Origin of the sequence: Saccharibacillus sp. CPCC 101409 (genome assembly GCF_030518235.1) — a bacterium.
Classification (GTDB): Bacteria; Bacillota; Bacilli; order Paenibacillales; family Paenibacillaceae; genus Saccharibacillus.
This window is the reverse complement of sequence record NZ_JAULSA010000017.1, coordinates 1-19152: the sequence shown is the minus strand read 5'-3', so window position 1 is coordinate 19152 and position 19152 is coordinate 1. Positions and strand designations below refer to the sequence as shown.

Below are 19152 nucleotides of genomic sequence, written 5' to 3'. Positions count from 1 at the left end.
TACAAATACGGCCGGCTTCTCAAAGCGATTGCCGCTTTACCCCATGCCGTTTCCGTTTTTATAAGCCAAAGAACCTTTATGCCACTCATGGTACACGGAGGTTAATCAAATGTCAATTATAATACGATTAATTAATATATATATTAACTATAGAATAAGGCTTCACCTTGAAAAAGCCGCCTCGTTCACGCCATATCGGCGCGCGAAGCGGCTCTCTGTGTTCCTGTTATCCCAACCGGTATACCGCCGCCTCGTAAGGCCGCAGCTCGAACGAATGTCCTTCGACCTCGCCCGGCTCGTAGTTGCCGAGCAGCAGCTCGCGCGGACGCTCGCACAGCCGTTCCGGGCAGTTGAAATGCGGCGTGCCCGCAAAAAAGTTCAAGATGACGAGCAGCGTCTCGTCTTCGAACGTGCGCGTATACGCGTAAATATCCGTATCGAGCGGCAGCAGCAGCTTGTACTCGCCGTACAGCAGCGTCGGGCTGACTTTGCGCAGCTCGATCAGCTTGCGGTAATAATGATAGATCGAATTTGGATCGGCGACCGCGGCTTCGGCGTTGACTTCTTCATGTCCCGGCGCAAGGCCGATCCACGGCTCGCCGGTCGTAAAGCCGGCGTTCGCCGAAGCGTCCCACTGCATCGGGGTGCGTCCGGCGTCGCGCGTGTTGCGCCTCGCCACTTTGAGCGCTTCTTCCGGATCGATCCCCGTCCTTTTCGCAAAAGCCAGGTAGTTCAGCGTCTCCACGTCCCGGAAATCTTCCTCCGTATGGAACCCGCCTCCGATCATGCCCAGCTCTTCGCCCTGGTAGATCGACGGCGTGCCCTGGAGCGTCATCAGGAACGTCGCCAGCATCTTCGCCGACAGCTCGCGGTACTCGCCCGTATGGCCGAACCGGCAGACGCCGCGCGGCTGGTCGTGGTCGGCCAGATAGTTGGCGTTCCAGCCCTGCTCATGCAGCACCGTCTGCCAGTGGCTGACCGCCTTTTTGAGATCGAGCAGCGTCCAGGACTTGTTCGTCCAGCGGCCGATGCCCTGCGAAGAGTGGGTCAGCAGCATATGGTCGGAATTCATGACGATATTGGCTTTGCCCGGCTCGTCGCCGATGCAGTCGAGCGTCTGCGCCGGATCGAGTCCCGCCGCTTCGCCGACGACCACGATATCGTATTCCTCGCCGCTTTCCTTGTGCAGGCGATTCGCAATCGCGTTCACTTTTTCCAGACTGGAGAACATCTGGTACGCCCGCTCGACCGGCAGATGCTGCGGATTGTCGTCGTCGTTGTCTTGATGGCCTTCGGTCTTGACGATATGCGCGATCGAGTTGAAATGAAAGCCGTCCACGCCTTTGTCCGCCCAGAATTTGACGACCTGATACAATTCTTCGCGCAGCCGCTCGTTTTCCCAATTGAGATTCGGCTGTTTTTTGCCGTACAAATGCATGTAATACTCTTCGGTGTCTTGATCGAACTCCCATACGGAACCGCCGAAGTACGAGCCCCAGTTGTTCGGATAGCCCGAGCCCCGGCCTTCGCGCCATATATAATAATTTCGTTTGTCGTTTTGCTTGGAGGCCCGCGATTCTTCGAACCAGGCATGTCGGTCGGACGTATGGTTCAAAGGCATCTCCAGCATGATCTTCATGCCGCGTTCGTGCGCTTCGCCGAGCAGCCGATCGAAATCGTCCAGCGTGCCGAATTTGTCCATGATCGCCCGGTGATCGCTGATATCGTAACCGCCTTCCTGATCCGGAGAGCCGTAAATCGGCGTCAGCCACAGCACATTCACGCCCAGTTCGCGCAGATAATCCAGCTTGGACACAATGCCCGCCAGATCGCCGACGCCGTCCCCGTTCGAGTCCATGAAGCTTTTCGGATAAATCTCGTAGATGACGCTTTCTTTCCACCATTTCGGATTCACATTCGCCTGCATGATTGCTCCTCCTCCCGATTTCCGGAAAATCAACGAACCAAAAGAAGCGGAAGGGCTGCCCTGTTCAAGACGCCTTCCGCTTCTGCCTCATTTACACAACCCCGTCCGTTCGGGCAGACGCCGGTTATCCCTTTCCTCCCTGGAAAGACGGATACTTGGTCATACCCCCGTCGGCAAACAGCGTGATACCCGTCACGTAGCTGGATTCCGACGATGCAAGCCAGGCCGCGACCGCGGCGATTTCCTCCGGTTCGCCTACATATCCCATCGGGATCATGCTCTCGACCTGTTTTTTCTGCTCCGGATCTTCGAATTTCTCTTTGTTGATCGGCGTGTTGATCGCGCCCGGGCCGATTCCGTTCACCCTGATGCCCTTGGGCGCGTACTCCAGCGCAAGCGTCTCGGTCATCATCTTGACCCCGCCTTTGCTGGCCGCGTAATGCACGAAGTGAGGCCATGGTATGATCTCGTGGACGCTGGACATATTGATGACCGTGCCCTTGATGCCGTGTTCGAGCATGTAGGCGATCGCCTCGCGGCTGCCGAGAAAGTACCCCGTCAAATTCAGCTCAATGACTTTGTTCCAGTCGTCGAGCGGCATCTTGTGCGATTCGACTTCGTTCTCCTTGCCGGCGTTGTTGATCATGATATCGAGCCCGCCGAAGTTGTCGTGCGCGGCCTGGATCAGCTTCTTGACGCCTTCCTCTTCCGAGGAACTCGCCTGCACTTCGATCGCTTTGCCGCCGGCCTGCCCGATCTCCTTAATCATGTCTTCCACGCCGTCGTGGTTGCTGTGATAGTTGATGATGACGTTGGCTTTCTCGCGGCCCAGCCGCAGGGCGATCGCCTTGCCGAGCCCCGACGCGGCACCGGTCACGATCGCGGTCTTTCCTTCCAGGTCCGGATACATATCCATCCCTCCTTCTCTTTATTTGTACACCCGAACGCCGATGAATAAACCCCCTTTGCGATAATCGCTTTTCAAAAAAGCCCCCGGACTTAAGCTTCGGTTAAGATTCGGCGTGTATAGTAAGATCAGAAGGAAGCTCCCGAGGCCATAACAGCGCAAACAGACGAAATACCCATAGACGAGTCAAAAAGGCTTTAATCGAACGAGTCGAAAATTTGTAAACGAAGAACGAGAAAGCGAGGAACTCATATGAAAACTCTGAAATATGCAAAAAACAAGCCCGCGAAAACCGAATCGGCCGTTGGCTCCCTGATCTCAAGCCCCGAGCTTCCGTCCAAAAAACAGATCAACCTGAAACGCATCTGGATTATCGGCACGCTTGCGCTCGGCATCACGCTGGGCAGCGGATTCGGCGGAGGCCGGGTCGAAGCGGAAGCCGTGTACCGCGAAACGCCGCCGGCCTCGGCCGACAATAATCATGCGGGCCCGGACGCTTTCCTGCACGCGCTCGGCGCGGCGGCGGAGCAGGATGTGTACGAGCTGATGTACGAGGGATTGTCGCTGCGCGAAATCGCCGTGCTCGGCGGCGGCAGCGAAGAACAGCTGATCGCGCTGCAAGTCCGCGAGCTGGAACAGCAGCTTGAAGAGCGTCTGCAAGGCGGCCGGATCGGCAAAGAAGCCTACATAGCGTACAAAGCGGAGCTGCCGGAGATTGTGGCGAAAAGCATCGCGGGAGAGTAAGCGGGATAGCGAACGAGCGGCATGGCGAACGAGCGGCATGGCGAACGAGCGGCATGGCGAACGAGCGGCATGGCGAAGGAGCGGCATGGCGAACGAGCGGCATGGCGAAGGAGCGGACGGCGGTTGAGCGGAAAGCCGCCGATCCGCAGCGGCGCAAAATTCAAAAAAAACAAACTATCGGGATTTAAAAAGACGCATCCGTGCTGAACGGGTGCGTCTTTGCGTTTGCTAGTTTTTGAATTTGTTCTTTTGCGTTTCCGGGCCTTTGAATTTTGGCGAGCGGCGGCGGTGTTGTATGGAAGCCACGCTGCTTTTTCGTCAACGTAGAAGGCACTTTGCCGTCCCGCACAAACCTACGCTGCCGAAAAAGCAACGTAGAAGCGATTTAACGTCTGAATGAGCGCCATTTCGCTCTCTACATTGCTCAATCGTCAACGTAACTCTGCTATCGGCGAAATTTATCGCTCTACGTTGACATTTAAGCAGTGTAACCTGCGCAAACTGCGGTAATCGGTCGGGGCGGTTCATCCGATTCGCCCGCTAAATCTCCGCCGCGCCCGCCTGCACCAGCCGCACTCCGAGCCGCCGCGTCAGCCCCTCGATACAGTCGGCCATGACGCGGTTGTGGTTCCATACGAACGCCGGACGAAAAAAAGGCGCCCAGAGATTCATCCACCGCTTCTTCGTCCGCACTTCCCACGTATAGCGGACGCGGGTACAGGCGCCGATCTGCTCGAACTCCAGCAGGCCGCGTCCTTCGAGATGCCCGTCGGCGCGCAGTTCGATGCGCTGCGGACGGCATTTGTCCACGATCCGCGCGGTAAAAGACAGCTTGTACAGCATCCGCGTGCGGATTACCGTCAGGTATTCGTCGCCGATCCCGTCGCCGCCGGGGCCGGCTTTCACTTTGCAGATCGAACAGCCCCGCCACCAATCCGCGCGCTCGGGTTCCTCGATCAGTTTCCATAGCTCTTCCGCGTCCGTTTCCAGCATCCAGTCGCTGACGAATCGGTATCCGTTCATGGCTCTCGCTCCCCGCACGTTGAATGTCCTTCTCTTCATTAACACCCGGCAGGGAGATTGAACAACGGGATGCCGATATTGAAAAAGCGGACGTCGAAGCTGCGCAAACGGGTCGGGCCGATAAGGTCGCTCCAATACTAAGACATCACCGGCTTAAACGGATTCGGGAACGTTTTCCAGTCCCGCTCCAGCTCCTCCGGCGTCAGCAAAGCCGCGTCCAGCGATGCTTCGATCGCTTCCCGGTCCATCCCGATCCCGATAAACACCAGCTTGGTCACCCGGTCGCCCCACGTTTCGTCCCAGTCCGGGGAGTTCTCGATCGGCTCTCCCTCGCTGAAATAAAAGTCCCGTTCTTCCGGCGTCAGCGCGGATACCCATAGTCCGGCGCTGGTAAATTCCTTCGAGCTGCCGGCCTGGCTGAACGAGTAGGCTTTGCGGTTGTCGAACGCCATCCAGACGATGCCTTTGGAACGCACGACCGCTTCCGGCCAGCGCGACAGCCAGCGGCCGAAGCGTTCCGGGTGGAAGGGAATCTTCCTTTTATACACGAAGCAATTGATCCCGTACTCCTCGGTCTCCGGCGTATGCTCCTCTTTCGACAGCTCCAGAATCCAGCCGGCCGAAGCGCTCGCCCGTTCGAAGTCGAACCGGCCGGTATTCAGGATTTCGCTCGGATCGACCCGCCCTTTGACCGAACGGATAAACTTCGCCGTCGGCTGGAGGCTGCGCAGCACCTGTTCCAGCCGATCCAGTTCTTCCGGCTCGACGAGATCGCATTTGTTCAGGATCAGCACATCGCAGAATTCGACCTGTTCGATCAGCAGATCGACGATGCTCCGCTCGTCTTCTTCGCCCGCTTCCTGCCCCCGGTCGTTCAAGCTCTCGCGCGACCGGTAGTCCTTCCAGAATTCCGCCGCGTTCACGACCGTAACCATCGTATCGAGCCGGGTCAGCCGCGTCAGGTCGATACCGTTCTCCTCGTCCACGTAGCTGAACGTCTGCGCGACCGGAACCGGCTCGCCGATCCCCGTCGATTCGATCAGGATATAGTCGAACCGGCCGTCATTCGCCAATCGTTCTACTTCCATCAGCAGGTCTTCCCGCAGCGTGCAGCAGATGCAGCCGTTGGACATCTCCACCAGCTTTTCGTCGATCCGCGACAGTCCCCCGCCTTCGCGCACCAGATCCGCGTCGATATTCACTTCGCTCATATCGTTAACGATCACGGCCACCCGAAGTCCTTCGCGGTTGTTCAGCACGTGATTGAGCAGCGTCGTTTTGCCGGAGCCGAGATAGCCGCTGAGCACGGTGACCGGGATGCGCCGGTCTGCTGGGTTAGCGCCTGTTTGTTGAGTGGATGAATTCATTTTCGATTCACGCTCGCTTTCGGATAAATGTTTAATCGTAATTATTACGATTTATTTTGTTGTTATCTTAATCCTTCCGGGAAGGAATTGTCAACGAGCGAAACTTATATAGGGAGAAGCCGGCTACTAAATAGGCATATATCAAAAAATCGCACAGGATAGTCAAGTCCCGGCGGTTGTTTGTTATTCAGTTCTTAATCCAAACCATGTTTATTCCAGACTTCGTTCCAGTTCCGTATCGCGCAAAGGAGAAGCCTTGAAAAAATCGATCAGGCTGCTTTTTTCACGACAAAGCTTAATCGGTTCCTGGCTTCCTGCAGAATTGATTCAAATATATCCTATCGGTGCTAAATAAAAGCCGCTCCCGCAGGCATCTCTGCCCGCGAAAACGGCTGCTTCATTCGGTCTTTGATCCGAGCGGCGAGGCGCCTGCGCGTCTGCCTCCTTACTTCTTCGCCAACTTCAATACCGTCTCGTCCATCTGCTTGAACAGCTCTTCCTTCGTGATCTTCTTCGCCACGTAGGCTTGCATCAGGGCGCCGAATTCCTGGGAAGTGCCGTCCGGCAGCTTAGGCCACTGCCAGCCGAGCGTTTTGTCGGCCTGTACGTATTCCTGGATGCCGGCCGCGATCGTGCCGAGCTGGTCCGGTTCGTACGTGATCGTTTTGAGCGCCGGGATGAATTTGAATTCTTCGACGGTGTACTTTTTGCCCGTTTCGGAAGTCACCATCCAGTTGAGGAATTTCTTCGCTTCTTCCTTGTTGGCCGAATTCTTGTTGACGACCCAGTTGTTCGGTACGCCGACGAAGATATTGTCGTTCAGCGCTTCGTCGTCGTTGATCGGCATCGGCAGGACGCCGACTTGAAGTTCGGGGTCGATTCCGTCGATCTGAACCTGCGTCCAGTTGCCCTGCTGCGTCATCGCCGCCATGCCGGACGCGAATTCGGTCATCTGCGTGTTGTAGTCGGTCGTCAGCGGACGGTCGTTGCTGAATTCCATCGTCAGATCGACCAGGTTGATCCAGTCGTTGAACACCGCGTTGTCGACGATCGAGATCTTGCCCGCCCGCCAGTCCGCGACGAACTGGTCCGGGTCTTCCTGCTTGGCGTAAGCGTCGTTGACCAGATGCTGCCCGATGACCCACCATTCCTGGTAGCCGTTCTCGAACGGCGTGATGCCCGCGTCTTTGAGCTTCTGGGCCGCTTCGCGCAGCGCGGTGAGCGTGGTCGGAATTTCCGTGATGCCGGCCTGCTCGAACAGCGCTTTGTTGTACAGGAAGCCGTATCCTTCGATGTTCATCGGCAGGCCGTAGAGCTTGCCGTCCATCGTCATCGGGTCTTTCACGTTGTCGCTCAAGTCCGCTACCCACGGCTGGTCGGACAGGTCTTCCATCCGGTCTTTCCAGAGCTGCGCTTCGTTGAAGCCGCCGTTGTTGAAAATATCCGGTTCGTCGCCCGAAGCGAATTTGGCTTTCAACGCCGCGCCGTAGTCCGCCCCGCCGCCGACCGTTTCGATCGTGATCGTCACGCCGGTTTCTTTTTTATACTCGGCCAGCAGTTTCTCCATCGCGTCCGCGATTTCGACTTTGAACTGGAACATCTTGAGCGTCACGTTCGAGGCCGGCGCGTCGGCATCCGTGTCTCCGCCGCTGTCGGTGTCCGTGCTGCCCGTTCCCGTCGTCGTGCCGGTACCGCCCGTGCCCGTCGTTTCCGGATTCGGCATGCCGCCCCCGCCTCCGCAGGCCGCCAGCAGCGAGATCATCAGCAGCAGCGCCAGCGTAAGAAAACTCGTTTTTTTCATTCGTACAACCTCCCTTTTTGTGTATAACAAATGTGCAGCAAAATACCGGACTTCCGATAAGAATTCGCCAGGTTTTTCTATGGGTTGTTTCTTTGATGCCGCCTGTCTTCCCAACTTTTCAGTAAGCGTTTACAATAGGAGTATTCGATGCTTGCCCCCGCTTTTCGCCGCCCCGCTTCCGATCAGCCTTTGACCGCCCCGGCCGCGATGCCCGCGATAATGTGCTTCTGGAGCGCCAGGAAGAAGATGATGATCGGCGTAATGCCCATCAGCAGCCCGGCCAGCGCAAGGTCCCACTGCTTGGTGTACTGCGAGAAAAAAGAATTGGTCGCCAGCGGTATCGTGCGCAGATTCGGATTCCCGCCGACGATGAGCAGAGGCAGCAGGAAGTCGTTCCAGATCCACAGCGTGTTCAGGATGAACACCGTGACGACCATCGGCTTGAGCAGCGGCAGCACGATCCGGAAGAATACGCTGAACGGCGAGCAGCCGTCGACGATGCCCGCTTCTTCGATCTCGTACGGCACCGATTTGACGAAGCCGTGAAACAGGAAGATGGTCAGCGAAGCGCCGAAGCCGAGGTAGCAGATAATCAATCCGGGCAGATTGCCCGTCAGATTCAGGTTGGCCGCGACCCGCACCAGCGGAATCATGATCGACTGGAACGGAATGACCATCGCCGCGACGAAGATCATGAACACGATATTGTTGAAGCGGCTCGGAAACCGGACCAGCCGGTACGCGGCCATCGAGCAGAACAGCGCCAGAAACACGTTGGCCAGAATGGTAATCACAAGCGAATTGGTGAACGCCCTCGGGAAGTCCAGGATGGTCCAGGCTCTTGTAAAGTTGTCGAACGTGGCTTCTTTGGGCAGCGAGGCCGAGTTTTTGAGAATGTCCGCAAACTTCTTGAGCGAATTGACGATGACGAAGTAGAAAGGAACCAGGAACAGCAGCGCCAGCAGGCCCGCCAAGATTTCGAGAACCAGCGTGCGCCAGGAATAATTGCGGGACGTTTCCACCTACGACTGCACCTCCATCCTTTTCGTAAACCAGACCTGAAGCGACGAGACGGCGGCCACGATCACGAAGAACAGCAGCGCTTTGGCCGTGCCGAGTCCGTAGTTGCTGTTGGTGAACGCTTCGGTGTAGATATTGAGCGCCAGCGATTCCGTCGAGCCGAACGGCCCGCCGTGCGTCAGCGACAAGTTGAGATCGAACATCTTGAACGCGTGCGACATGGACAGGAACAAACAAACCGTGACGGCCGGCATAATGAGCGGAAACGTGATAAACCGCAGCTTCTGCCCGTAGCCCGCTCCGTCGATATCCGCCGCTTCCAGCAGCGAACGGTCTACGTTAATGAGGCCGGCGATATAGATAATCATCATATAGCCCGCGGCCTGCCAGACGAATACGATCACGATGCCCCAGAATCCGGTCGCTTCCGTTCCGAGCCATTCGAGGTTGAAAAAGCCGATCCCCGTCGCTTTGCCCACCGCCGCGAATCCCCGGATAAAGATGAACTGCCAGATAAAGCCGAGCAGCAGCCCGCCGATCACGTTGGGGATAAAAAACAGCGTCCGCAGCAGATTGCGCATCTTCAGCGGGTTGACCAGCAGCAGCGCGAGCATCAGGCCGATCACATTGGTCAGGATGACGACGGCCAGGGTGAAGCGGACCGTAAACCCGAACGAAGCCCAGAATTTCGAATCGCCGAACATGGCGGCAAAGTTGCGCACGCCCACCCAGTTGACCGTTACGGCTACGCCGTTCCAATCGGTAAACGAATAGTACATGCCCAGAAAAAACGGAATCACGACGATCACGATGAAGAAAAGCAGCGTGGGACCGAGAAATACGCTTTGCATCAGCAGGTTCATCCAGCGCTTGCGGCCAGCCAAGATCCTCCACCTCCCGTTTGTTTTTAGGATATGGACCTATTATAATTTCTCAAAGAAAGCGTTAACATGGAAATAAATGACGAATAAAGTGGACAATATTGACCGGAACCGGTTAAAAAGAAGATATCGACCCCGCCTGTCCGGGAGCGAGAAAGGAGTCCCCCATGTTCCGCCAGTCGATCCGCGGCAAGCTGATTCTGTTTCTGGTATTCGCGACGGCGCTGCCGATCCTGCTGTCGGCGTTCGTCGCTTACAACATGACCAAAGAGAACGTAAAACGCAGCGCGATCGAAGACAACGCCAGCCTGCTGTACCAGGGGCAGACCAATATCGTCAACTATCTCGACTCGCTGGACAAGCTGTCGCTGCAAATTTACGACGAATCGGTCTACGGCGACACAACGATCGATATTATCCTGTCCGGCTCGGACGGCGACGCTCCCGGCCTCGACCGGTCGGACGTCATGGGCGCGCTGCGGCGGATGTATTACGCGATGGACGGCATTTACCAGGTCTTCCTGCATATCGATCTCAGCGGCAACTCGTATCTGTATTTCGGCGGCAAAGCCTACGGTCCGGCGGCGCAGGAGCAGCTTCCGGAGTACCGGCGCTGGAGCGTGCAGTCGTTCGCCGGCGTCTCCCACCGGGCGGGCGACTATCGGCTGCGGTCCGTGGAGAACGGCCGGTCGGTGGACGTGTTTACGCTGAACCGGATCGTTTACGATATTCCCCGCAACAAAAAAGCCGGCCTGCTGTCGATCGACGTGCGGCTGGGCTTCCTGCGCTCGCTGACCGAACGGTTGGCGTCCGCGGGCGAGCAGGTGTATATCGTGGACGGCTCCGGCCGGCTGATCGTGGGACCGTCGGACCTGCTCGGGGAGAAACCGGACCTCGACGGTCTCGACCAGGTGCTCGGCTCGGGCAGGGATTCCGGTTATTACGCGCACGGCCGGGTCGGGAATTCCGGCGAAGATTCGATCCTTTTTTACGAAAAGGTCCGCAGTCCGCTCGCCGATTGGATCATCGTCAAGAAGGTCGGCACCGACACGCTGTACCGCCGGGAGCGGCAGATTCTGCTGCTGAACGCCGCGGTCGGCATCCTGTCGCTGCTGGTGGTCGCGCTGGCGACGGCCTGGATCTCGCTCAAGTTCACGCGGCCGATCAAGAAGCTGATCCGCGGCATGGAGCAGGTGGAATCGGGCGGCATGCCGCTGGAGCTGGAGACGGCGCGAACCGACGAATTCGGCGTGCTGTCGCGGCGGTTCGAAGGCATGGTGCGGCAGCTGAACGATTCCATCCTGCGCCAGTATCGACTGGAGATCATGAACAAGACCAACCAGCTCCGGACGCTCGAAGCGCAGGTCAATCCGCATTTTCTCAACAACGCGCTGCAGTCGATCGCCACGCTCGCGCTCAAGAAAGGCGATCGCGAGGTCTACGGCCTTATCTCTTCGCTCGGCCGGATGATGCACTACAGCATGCACGGCGGGGATGCGTTCGTTCCGCTGAACCGGGAGATCGAATACGTGCAGGATTATCTGGGTTTGCAGAAGCACCGCTTTCGCGGCAGCTTTCACTTTACGCTGGAGATCGAACCGCAGACGCGCAGCATCCCGGTGCCGAGGATGATTCTGCAGCCGCTGGCGGAAAATTATTTCAAACACGCCGGCGAAGCGCCGGACCGCGCGGGCGTGCTGCGGATTCGGGCTTTTGTGCGGGATAGCGAAGCGGCGGCGGGCGGCGCGGGCGAAGAACCGGGGCGGGCGCAAAACGAAGCCGGCGCGCAAACGCGCGGCGAAGCGGACGAACGCCGGGGTCGCCGCGAGCTGATCGTCATCGTCGCCGACAACGGCCCGGGCATCGAACCGGCCAAGCGGCGGGAACTTCAAGCGCTGCTCGACCGGCCGCTCGTATTCGGGCAGGAAACCGATTCGCCGCATATCGGGCTGCGCAGCGTGGGCGACCGGCTCCGGCTGTACTTCGGCGACTCGGCCGCGGTATTTCTCAACCGTTCGCTCGAAGGCGGGCTCCAGGTTACGCTGCGGATTCCGCTGTGGACGGAAGAGAACCGGCGGCCTTAGTACCCTTTCAACTCTTAATCACAGGTTTACGTTTTCCTGAAACGCACACGCTTTAGGTGCGATTCCGTCGGAGACTTCGTACACGCTTCAGGTACGAATCTCAGGGGAGCGTATTCCTACCTTTAGTGTTGACAAGGTACTAGAGCTTGTCTCGCTTAGATTGAGACAAGTCAATAGAGCCCCGCATCAAACAAGCCGGCGGAAGCCGGCTCAAGGAGGATATATGTATGAAAGTGCTGATCGTGGACGACGAAACGCATGTACGCGAAGCGATCCGCCTGCTGATCGACTGGGATCGCTACGAGCCGGCGGAGGTGCTCGAAGCGGCGAACGGAAGCGAAGCGATCGCCCTGATCGAGCGCCATGCGCCGCAGATCGTCTTGACCGATATGATTATGCCGGCCGGGGGCGGGCTCGATCTGCTGGAGTGGATCAGCCGCAGCGCGCCCGATACCAAAACGCTGGTCATCAGCGGACACGGCGACTTCTCCTTTGCCCGGCAGACGCTGCGCTACGGCGGCATGGATTACCTGCTCAAGCCGATCGATCCCGATCAGCTCAACGAATCGTTCGCCCGGGCGGTCGAAAGCTGGCGCGTCGGCGAAGAAAACCGGCGCAAGCTGCTGGCCCAGGCGATGGAAGTCAACCGGTTCAAGCCGGTGTACCGGGACAAGCTTTGCTCCGATCTGCTCGGCGGTCCGGCGGCGAGGGAAACGGCGGCCCGCGAGCTGGCCGGCGAATTCGGTCTCGGGACGCCGGCGGAGACGACGGTCGTCCGCAGCGCCGTACTGGGCATAGGCGGCGAAGACTCGCCGCTGTGGCGCAAATACGGCAGCCGGCCCGAGCTGCTGTTCTTCACGCTGGCGAATGTCGCCAACGAAGTGCTGGGCCGCGGCCGCGAAGGCTACGCTTTCCGCAGCTCGGGCCGCGAACGCGAGGTGGCGATCTTCTTCTGGAGCGGCGCCGCGCACGCCGCGGAGAAGCTGGAGCGCATGAACGACGGTTTCGAAGGCGTGCTCGGCGAGCCGCTGCATATCGGGCTGGGCGGCTGCGCGGACGGGCTGGCCGAAGGGCTGCGCGCTTCCTATTTGCAGGCGGAGGAAGCGCTGCGCCGCCCGGACCCGCCCGCCGCGGACCGGTTCGTGCACCGGTTCGAAGAGAATTCCCGGGTCGACGGCGGCGGGCCGGGGCCGATGGAACAGATCGCGGCCTATGTGCGCGATCATTACCGGGAGGAAGTCACGCTCCAAGGGCTTGCGGAGCGCTTCTTCCTGAGCCGCGAGTATATCTCGCGCCGCTTCAAGCGCGAATTCGGCCTGAACGTATTCGACTATCTGGCCGACGTGCGCCTGGACCGCGCCAAGCGCCTTCTGCTCGACTCCGAGCTGCGCGTCGTCCGCATCGCCGAACTGGTCGGCTACCAGGACGAGAAATATTTCAGCCGCGTCTTCAAGAAAGCGACCGGGCAAACCCCGAACGAATTCCGCCGGGCGGACAAAGCGATCGGCACGTGAAAAAGCCCGCCCAGATCGACGGGCGGGCAGACGGGAAAGCGGGAAAGCGGATAAGTCCGATTCCGGCCGGCCTCGCTTGAAAGCGATCCTGCCGTTCAAACCGGCGAGGACCGTTAGGGCATGTCTTCAAGTCTGCGCTCTTCGAAATTTGAAGAAACGCCCTGTACGATAAAAAAGGAAATGTTGATATTAGGGCATCATTTAGCGAAGAAATCCGGAGAATGAGCTAAAATGCTGACTAAATGCACACATTTTTACAAGAAAATCGCCAAAAAAGCCGATTTTCCTGCGAAATACGATCAAAAAGTCAACATTTCGCCGCGAGCCTTCTTTTTTCGCTGAAAATGCTGCCTAAATGCACATATTTTCAGCACTGCCCGACAAAACTCGGGCGTGAAGCCAAGTTCCTTTTCGCCTCACACCCGGAACTGCCCGATCTCGCCGCGCAGTTCCTGCGACAGCCGGCTCAGCACTTCGGCGGACGCCGATACTTCCTGCATGGAAGCGAGCTGCTGCTGCGAAGCGGCGGCGACGCTCTGCGAGCGCGACGAGATATCGCGCGACAGTTCGTTCATATCGCGCTCCGAGCTGAGCGTCTGTTGCATGCCCGCCGAGACCTGCTCGACGGACGAAGCCGCGTCCTGCATGCCGCCGTTGATCCGCTCCAGCGAATCGTAGATGCGGTAGAACGACTCGCCGGCCAGCGTCGCCGTCTGCTCCCCGGCGTCGACCTCAAGCGACCCGGCTTCCATCGCGGATACCGCGCCGCGCATTCTGTCGAGAATGCCGCCGATCAGCGCCTCGACCTCGGCCGTAGCGGAAGCCGACTGGTCCGCCAGTTTCTTGACTTCTTCGGCGACGACGCCGAAGCCGCGGCCGTGCTCGCCCGCTCTCGCCGCTTCGATCGAAGCGTTTAGCGCCAGCAGATTGGTCTGTCCGGCGATGCCGCCGATCAGCTGCACGATCTGGGCGATCTGCCGCGATTCCTGCTCCAGTTCGCGGATCGCCGAGGCCGACAGGCCGACCGTTTCCCGGGCCTGGCGCATCCGGCGCATCGCTTCGTCGATCAGCTTCGAGCCTTCCCGCGCGCCTGCGAGCGCCGTCCGCGACGCCTGCGACATCTCCTGCGTCGTATCGGCCACGCGGCGCAGATGATCGCCTCCGTCTTCGAGCGCCAGCTTGTTCTCGTCCATGCCGGCCATCTGGCGTTCCGCGCCCTGCGCCACGCTGGCGATTGCCGCCGTCACATGATCCGCCGCTTCCGCCGCCTGCTCCGAATGCTTGAGCAGCGAACCCGAAGCGCCGGCGACCTGCTGCGAACTGCCGCCGATCTTGACGATCAGGCCGCGCAGATTGTTTTTCATCGTATTGAACGCCGCCGCCATCTCCCCGATCTCGTCGCGGTTGTCCACCGAAAGATCGGCTCCCGTCAGGTCGCCGGAAGCGATCCGCTGGGCCTCGGCGGAGATCAGCGAGACCGGACGCGCGATCTGACGGCCGATCAGGTACGCGATCGCCGCGCCGAGCACCAATCCGGCCGCCACCAGCGCGACGATCACCGTTTCGATATGCCGGACGTCGGCCGCGGTCGTCGCCACCGAAGCGTCGAGCTGCGTGCGCTGCGCATTCTCAAGCTGCTGCGAGCGTTCGGCCAGCGCGTCGGCCAGCGGCACGCATTCTTCTTCGACCACGCGCGTATAACCGGCCAGGTCTCCCGCCTGCTTCATTTCGATCAGACGCGCGCCCACTTGACCGTACCGGTCTTCAAGCGTCGCGATCTCGGCCAGCAGCGCCTGCGACTGCGCATCTGCGAGCATGACTTCGAGCTTGTCCATCTGTACGAACAGGTCTTCCGTATTGCGCTCGAACGACCGGACATGCTCTTCGTTTCCCGTAATCAGGTAGCCGCGCAGGTTTTTGGCCTGGGCCGTCGCTTCGTATTTCATCTGCGCGATCGCCTGGATTTCTTCGACTCCGTTATCGATCAGTCCCGCGTAATTCCGGTGCACCCGCTCGACCTCGTAGAAGCTGAACGAAGCCAGAAACAGCGTAATCAGCAGTACTCCCGCGAAACCCGTGTACAATTTTTTGCCGATATTCATCTTCATCCGTTGGTTAGCTCCCGCTCATATGTATTTGTTCTCCCGGTATAGCGGCGATGCGCCGGACCCGACTGCAGGTGCGGTTATCGCCCGACCCTTCCTTTCGAAAAGATAGGTCTTTATTCCGCCTTCGCATCGGTTCTTTAGGTGACTGTCCGGCTTGTGGCACATAGTTATTTGGACTCATATTTAAAATTTGAAACAAACTCCTTTCTTTTTCCAAAACCCTTTTCGAAAAAAGCCGTTCCATGCTCCATTCTGCGCAAACCCGCCTTCCCTGCGCGTCCGCTTCCGTGCCGGCGGGTATAAGGTAGAGAGGGGAAATTTGACGAAAAGGCAGGTCGATTTTCATGTTTGTGTATCTTTTTCACGGAACGCTGCCGGAAGACCCGCAGCTCGATAACATCCATACGCTGAGCGGCGAGGACGAAACGCTGTATCTGTTCGAAGCGGTGTCGCCGCCCGATACTTCGATCGACTCGCGCTCCGCTTACCAGGTGATCGACAGTTCGGGATCGCTGGCCGGAGGCTGCGCGGTGATGAACAATATTCCTGTCGGCGAAGGGGGCCGGGAAGCTTTTGAAGAGCGCTTCCTGGGCCGCGCGCGCCGGGTGGAGGAGATGCCGGGCTTTGCCGGAATCCGTGTGCTGCGTCCGCTGCAGGGCGACACGTATGTCATCCTGACCGTCTGGAAAGACGAAGACAGCTTCAAGAGCTGGCAGAGCTCCGAAGCTTACAACCACGCCCACAAGAAACGCGAGTCGTCGGAAGGGCTGACGCAGCAGCGTCCGGAAATCTTCACCCGTCCTTCCTTCGTAACCGTCTACCGCGTGACGCCGCCGGATCCGGGCCAGGCGGGCAAGTGCTGAGCCGTTATCCGCTGCGCAAAAAGGACGGACTGCGGGAAGCTTGAGCCGGACGGCAAGCGTGAACGCGGTAGACAGAAAGGCAGGACCGCGCGCAAGCACAGCTTCATACGGCCGAAAGCCGCTTTTCCTCCTCCGGGAGCGAAGAGCGGCTTTTTTTCTGTAAGGCGCAGCTTCGCAATCCCGGAAAAAAACGCGCGAAACCAGCCGATTCCTTTGACGCTCGCAAAGGGCTCGTGCTACATTTATAGAATCGGAATTCGGACGAAACGGATGGAAGCAAACGGAATAAGCCGCCGGGCGGGCTTAAGGAGCATCGGCTGCGGGCGAGAACGGGAATGAGGGGAACGAGCAGTGAACAAGGCGACGACATCCAGATTTGAAAACAAACCGTTCGGGGCTTCCACCGCGGCAAAGGTGCCGAAAGCGGAAGTGGCTCAGGCGAAGCGGGAAGCCGGAAACCGGAGCGCGGACGCGCGGGAAACCGGTTATTTTCGCGCGCTCGCCGAGGCCGGCATCTCGCTGAACGCGGCGCAGACCGAAGCGGTGCGCTGCACGGAAGGCCCGCTGCTCACGCTTGCCGGAGCCGGCTCGGGCAAAACGAGTACGCTGGTGTGCCGCACCGGCTACCTGCTGAATGTGCGCGGCGCCGATCCGTCGGGCATCCTGCTGCTCACCTTCTCCAGCAAAGCGGCGGCGGAGATGCGCGAGCGGATCGCGGCGCTGCCGGGCATCGACCCATACGAAGCCGGACGCATCCAGGCGCGCACGTTCCACTCGTTCTGCCTGTGGCTGCTGTTTAGCCAGGGCGGACAGAAAGAAATCTTCGGCGACACGCGGCGCCAGCATATCCAGCTTCAGCAGATCATGCGCGAACTGGGCATGCAGGACGCTTATCCGCCCGAGAATCTGCTGGCGCTGCTTTCTTCGTACAAGGTCAACCTGATGACCGCGCGGCAGCTTCCGGAAAAAAGCGACGCCGACCGCCAGATGAAGCGGATTCTGCTGCGCTACGAAGCGTGGAAAGAAGAAACCGGCCGCATCGATTTCGACGACGTGCTGACCGGCGCGCACGCGCTGCTCAAGCAGCGGCCCGAACTGCTGGAGCGGCTGCGCCGCCGCTTTACCCATCTGATGGTCGACGAATTCCAGGATACGAACCTGCTGCAGTACGAAGTCGTCAAAATGATCGCCGCGCCGCGAAACAACCTGATGGTGGTCGGCGACGACGACCAGACCATCTATTCGTTCAACGGCGCGCGCAGCGAATTCATCCTCGAATTCGAGCGGCTGTATCCGCGGGCGCGCGTCGTCACGCTCGATATCAACTACCGCTCCGTGCCGGCGATCGTCGGCCTGGGCAACGAAGTGATCCGGCACAACAAGCAGCGCCGCGCCAAGACGCTGCGCGCGTCGCGCGGCGGCGCTCCGCAGCCGGTGTATCTCCGCCCCGCTTCGGCGGACGACGAAGCCAAAGAAATCGTCGACTTCATCCAGCGCGAAGTCTCTTCGCAAAGGCGCGGCTACGGCGACTTCGCCGTGCTGTACCGCTCGTCGAGCAGCAACCGCGCGGTGCTGGAGCAGCTCGTTATGCGGGATATTCCGCATATCGACTACGGCGACGGCCGGCTGCTGTACGAGCACTGGCTGGTCAAGCCGGTGCTCGACCATCTGCGCCTGTCGATCAACCGGCGCGATTTCGACGCGATGCAGAGCGTGCTGCCGACGCTGTATATCAACCGCGACAAAGGCATGACCCATATCCGCGAAACGGACGCGGGCCGGCCCAAGAAAGGGCCGCTCGTCCATCTGCTGACGCTGCCGGGGCTGAAAGAATTTCAGCTCGATAAGATCCGCCAGCGGCTGGAAGTCATCCGCTCGCTCAAAGGCCTCGTGCCCGCGGCGGCCGTCACGCAGATCCGCCAGAGCTTCTACGACGCCTATATCCAGGCGGGCGAGCACAGCGAACAGACCTCGCACCGCGAGATGCTCAAAGAAATGCTCGACGAACTCGAAACGTCCGCCGGGCGCTTCGATTCCATCGCCGCGTTCCTCGCCTTCGTCGACGACATGCTGCTGAAGAACCGGCAGACCGCCGCCGTCAAATCGCAGGCCCAGGGCAGCCGGGTCGCCCTGATGACCATCCACAAGTCCAAGGGCCTGGAATTCCCGGCCGTGTTCCTGATCGGCGCGTCCGAAGGCACGCTGCCGCATTCCTCCGCGCTCGGCGCCGATTCGCTGCGCGATACGCGCGTCGGCGCGGAAGGCGAAGCCGGCTATCTGGAGGCGCTCGAAGAAGAGCGCCGGCTGGCTTATGTCGCCGTGACCCGGGCGAAGGAAGAATTGTTTATCAGTTCGCCCGCCGCGCTGCGCGGCAAGAAGGCAGCGGTGTCGCGCTTTCTCCTGTCCGCGTTCGGACAGGATACGTCCGCGTCCGACGCGGCCTCGCGCGCGGAGTACGGCGCGCGCCGAAGCGGCCCCGATCCGGGCCGCTTCGGCAAGGTCCGGACCTTCGGCCGGACCGGCTCTTCCGGCGGCGCGGCTTCGGGCGCGGGCGCCGCCGGGGCGGGTTCGGGCGGCGCCGCGCAGCCGCAGCGCACGCAGAGCGTGCCCGCGTGGCTGTGCGGCAGCCCAGGCTGCGTCGCCTGGACGCGCATCATGCACAGCAAAGACATGCAGGCCGCGCACAAGCCCTGCCCGCTGTGCGGCTCGCCGATGAAAAAGGGCCGCAAGGATGTGCCGGTGTAGGCATAAATTTCAATTAAAAACCCTGCGGCAATCTAATGTTGTAAGATTGCCGCAGGATTTTATAAAAAAGAAAGGGATTTCTCAGTTAAGAGAAATCCCTTCAGAGTGTCGAGAAACGATTGGATGTCAACCTAGTACTTTGTCCCAGATGAAGGTAAGGTTACGCTC

General features: G+C 59.4%; 13 protein-coding genes. 5 read left to right on the top strand and 8 right to left on the bottom strand.

Going from position 1 to position 19152, the window contains the following annotated elements:
- Positions 1-226: 226 nt before the first annotated feature.
- Entirely contained in the window at positions 227-1927 is a 1701-nt protein-coding gene (locus tag QWJ34_RS23275; RefSeq protein WP_302731498.1) for a glycoside hydrolase family 13 protein, read from the bottom strand.
- 124 nt (positions 1928-2051) lie between these two features.
- A complete protein-coding gene (locus QWJ34_RS23270; protein ID WP_302731535.1) occupies positions 2052-2837 on the bottom strand; it encodes a glucose-1-dehydrogenase in 786 nt (261 codons plus the stop codon).
- Between the two features lie 249 nt (positions 2838-3086).
- Between QWJ34_RS23270 and QWJ34_RS23265 the strand changes: the two genes are divergently transcribed.
- A complete protein-coding gene (locus QWJ34_RS23265) occupies positions 3087-3578 on the top strand; it encodes a hypothetical protein (protein WP_302731497.1) in 492 nt (163 codons plus the stop codon).
- 540 nt (positions 3579-4118) lie between these two features.
- Here the strand turns inward: QWJ34_RS23265 and QWJ34_RS23260 are convergent.
- The 5 genes from QWJ34_RS23260 to QWJ34_RS23240 all read right to left on the bottom strand — a co-directional run bounded on the left by QWJ34_RS23260 (position 4119) and on the right by QWJ34_RS23240 (position 9652).
- Positions 4119-4601, bottom strand: a complete 483-nt coding sequence (locus QWJ34_RS23260) for an SRPBCC family protein (RefSeq protein ID WP_302731496.1) — start codon at positions 4599-4601, stop codon at positions 4119-4121.
- Positions 4602-4738: 137 nt separating this feature from the next.
- Positions 4739-5968, bottom strand: coding sequence for a GTP-binding protein (locus QWJ34_RS23255; RefSeq protein WP_302731495.1), 1230 nt, complete (start codon positions 5966-5968; stop codon positions 4739-4741).
- A 445-nt stretch (positions 5969-6413) separates the two neighbouring features.
- Entirely contained in the window at positions 6414-7769 is a 1356-nt protein-coding gene (locus QWJ34_RS23250; RefSeq protein ID WP_302731494.1) for an ABC transporter substrate-binding protein, read from the bottom strand.
- A gap of 182 nt (positions 7770-7951) precedes the next feature.
- Positions 7952-8791 (bottom strand): carbohydrate ABC transporter permease, encoded by an 840-nt coding sequence (locus QWJ34_RS23245; protein ID WP_302731493.1) that lies wholly within the window; start codon positions 8789-8791, stop codon positions 7952-7954.
- Entirely contained in the window at positions 8792-9652 is an 861-nt protein-coding gene (locus QWJ34_RS23240) for a carbohydrate ABC transporter permease (protein ID WP_302731534.1), read from the bottom strand.
- Between the two features lie 185 nt (positions 9653-9837).
- Between QWJ34_RS23240 and QWJ34_RS23235 the strand changes: the two genes are divergently transcribed.
- Positions 9838-11754 (top strand): cache domain-containing sensor histidine kinase, encoded by a 1917-nt coding sequence (locus QWJ34_RS23235; RefSeq protein ID WP_302731492.1) that lies wholly within the window; start codon positions 9838-9840, stop codon positions 11752-11754.
- Between the two features lie 227 nt (positions 11755-11981).
- Positions 11982-13268 carry a response regulator gene (locus QWJ34_RS23230; protein WP_302731491.1) on the top strand — a complete coding sequence of 429 codons (1287 nt, stop codon included), beginning with the start codon at positions 11982-11984 and terminating at the stop codon, positions 13266-13268.
- A gap of 416 nt (positions 13269-13684) precedes the next feature.
- Here QWJ34_RS23230 and QWJ34_RS23225 read toward each other — a convergent pair whose 3' ends face one another.
- On the bottom strand, positions 13685-15376 hold the full coding sequence (locus QWJ34_RS23225; RefSeq protein ID WP_302731490.1) for a methyl-accepting chemotaxis protein: 1692 nt from the start codon (positions 15374-15376) through the stop codon (positions 13685-13687).
- Positions 15377-15720: 344 nt separating this feature from the next.
- On the opposite strand from QWJ34_RS23225, the gene QWJ34_RS23220 reads away from it, so the two are divergent.
- The gene (locus tag QWJ34_RS23220; RefSeq protein ID WP_302731489.1) at positions 15721-16239 is read left to right on the top strand and encodes an antibiotic biosynthesis monooxygenase family protein; all 519 of its coding nucleotides are present in this window, start codon (positions 15721-15723) and stop codon (positions 16237-16239) included.
- A gap of 351 nt (positions 16240-16590) precedes the next feature.
- A complete protein-coding gene (locus tag QWJ34_RS23215; RefSeq protein WP_302731488.1) occupies positions 16591-18984 on the top strand; it encodes a UvrD-helicase domain-containing protein in 2394 nt (797 codons plus the stop codon).
- The last annotated feature ends 168 nt before the right edge of the window (positions 18985-19152 follow it).

Excerpts from the sequence above, each read along its gene's own strand:
- QWJ34_RS23275 (WP_302731498.1), bottom strand. The coding sequence starts at position 1,927 with ATGCAGGCGAATGTGAATCCGAAATGGTGGAAAGAAAGCGTCATCTAC.
- QWJ34_RS23270 (WP_302731535.1), bottom strand. The coding sequence starts at position 2,837 with ATGTATCCGGACCTGGAAGGAAAGACCGCGATCGTGACCGGTGCCGCG.
- QWJ34_RS23265 (WP_302731497.1), top strand. The coding sequence starts at position 3,087 with ATGAAAACTCTGAAATATGCAAAAAACAAGCCCGCGAAAACCGAATCG.
- QWJ34_RS23260 (WP_302731496.1), bottom strand. The coding sequence starts at position 4,601 with ATGAACGGATACCGATTCGTCAGCGACTGGATGCTGGAAACGGACGCG.
- QWJ34_RS23255 (WP_302731495.1), bottom strand. The coding sequence starts at position 5,968 with ATGAATTCATCCACTCAACAAACAGGCGCTAACCCAGCAGACCGGCGC.
- QWJ34_RS23250 (WP_302731494.1), bottom strand. The coding sequence starts at position 7,769 with ATGAAAAAAACGAGTTTTCTTACGCTGGCGCTGCTGCTGATGATCTCG.
- QWJ34_RS23240 (WP_302731534.1), bottom strand. The coding sequence starts at position 9,652 with ATGAACCTGCTGATGCAAAGCGTATTTCTCGGTCCCACGCTGCTTTTC.
- QWJ34_RS23235 (WP_302731492.1), top strand. The coding sequence starts at position 9,838 with ATGTTCCGCCAGTCGATCCGCGGCAAGCTGATTCTGTTTCTGGTATTC.
- QWJ34_RS23230 (WP_302731491.1), top strand. The coding sequence starts at position 11,982 with ATGAAAGTGCTGATCGTGGACGACGAAACGCATGTACGCGAAGCGATC.
- QWJ34_RS23225 (WP_302731490.1), bottom strand. The coding sequence starts at position 15,376 with ATGAAGATGAATATCGGCAAAAAATTGTACACGGGTTTCGCGGGAGTA.
- QWJ34_RS23220 (WP_302731489.1), top strand. The coding sequence starts at position 15,721 with ATGTTTGTGTATCTTTTTCACGGAACGCTGCCGGAAGACCCGCAGCTC.